General features: G+C 29.5%; 2 pseudogenes. Both read right to left on the reverse strand.

Features of this window, described 5'->3' with window-relative positions:
* Nucleotides 1-121: pseudogene (locus IDG60_RS02365) on the reverse strand (tandem-type lipoprotein); the annotation flags it as partial.
* Nucleotides 122-309: 188 nt separating this feature from the next.
* Nucleotides 310-509: pseudogene (locus IDG60_RS02370) on the reverse strand (FMN-dependent NADH-azoreductase); the annotation flags it as partial.

Genomic DNA, 509 nt, shown 5'->3' on the forward strand with positions numbered 1-509 from the left:
TAAGACCATCTTTCAAATGAATTTGTTCCCACTTCATTGCCAAAAACATACCGCCACTGACTACAATTGAAATAATAATAATTGCTGCTAAGTTTAACCAGAAAATTTTATGTGCTTTCATACATTCCCACCGTTTCTCAAAATACTTCATTAACACTATAATAATATATTTTGAAAAATATTTACATCAGTATTAAAGTGAATATCAAATTTTAAATTTATGAAAATAATAGATATTTATAAAAAGCGGAAAAGAGATACAATAAAAAACTGCATGACGTTGAGGAGTCACACAGTGTAATTAAAAATTTAAAAAGTTGTTGCTAATTTTTCAGCATTATTAATACTAGTTGCTTTAATTTCTTCAGTTTTATGCGGTTCGGCATTGTGTCCTTCAATAATGATTGTTTCATATGATGGCACACCTAAGAATGTCATAATTGTTCTTAAATAACGGTCACCCATTTCAAAATCAGCAGCAGGTCCTTCAGTATAATATCCACCACGTG

It is taken from the genome of Staphylococcus sp. EG-SA-2, from assembly GCF_017152085.1.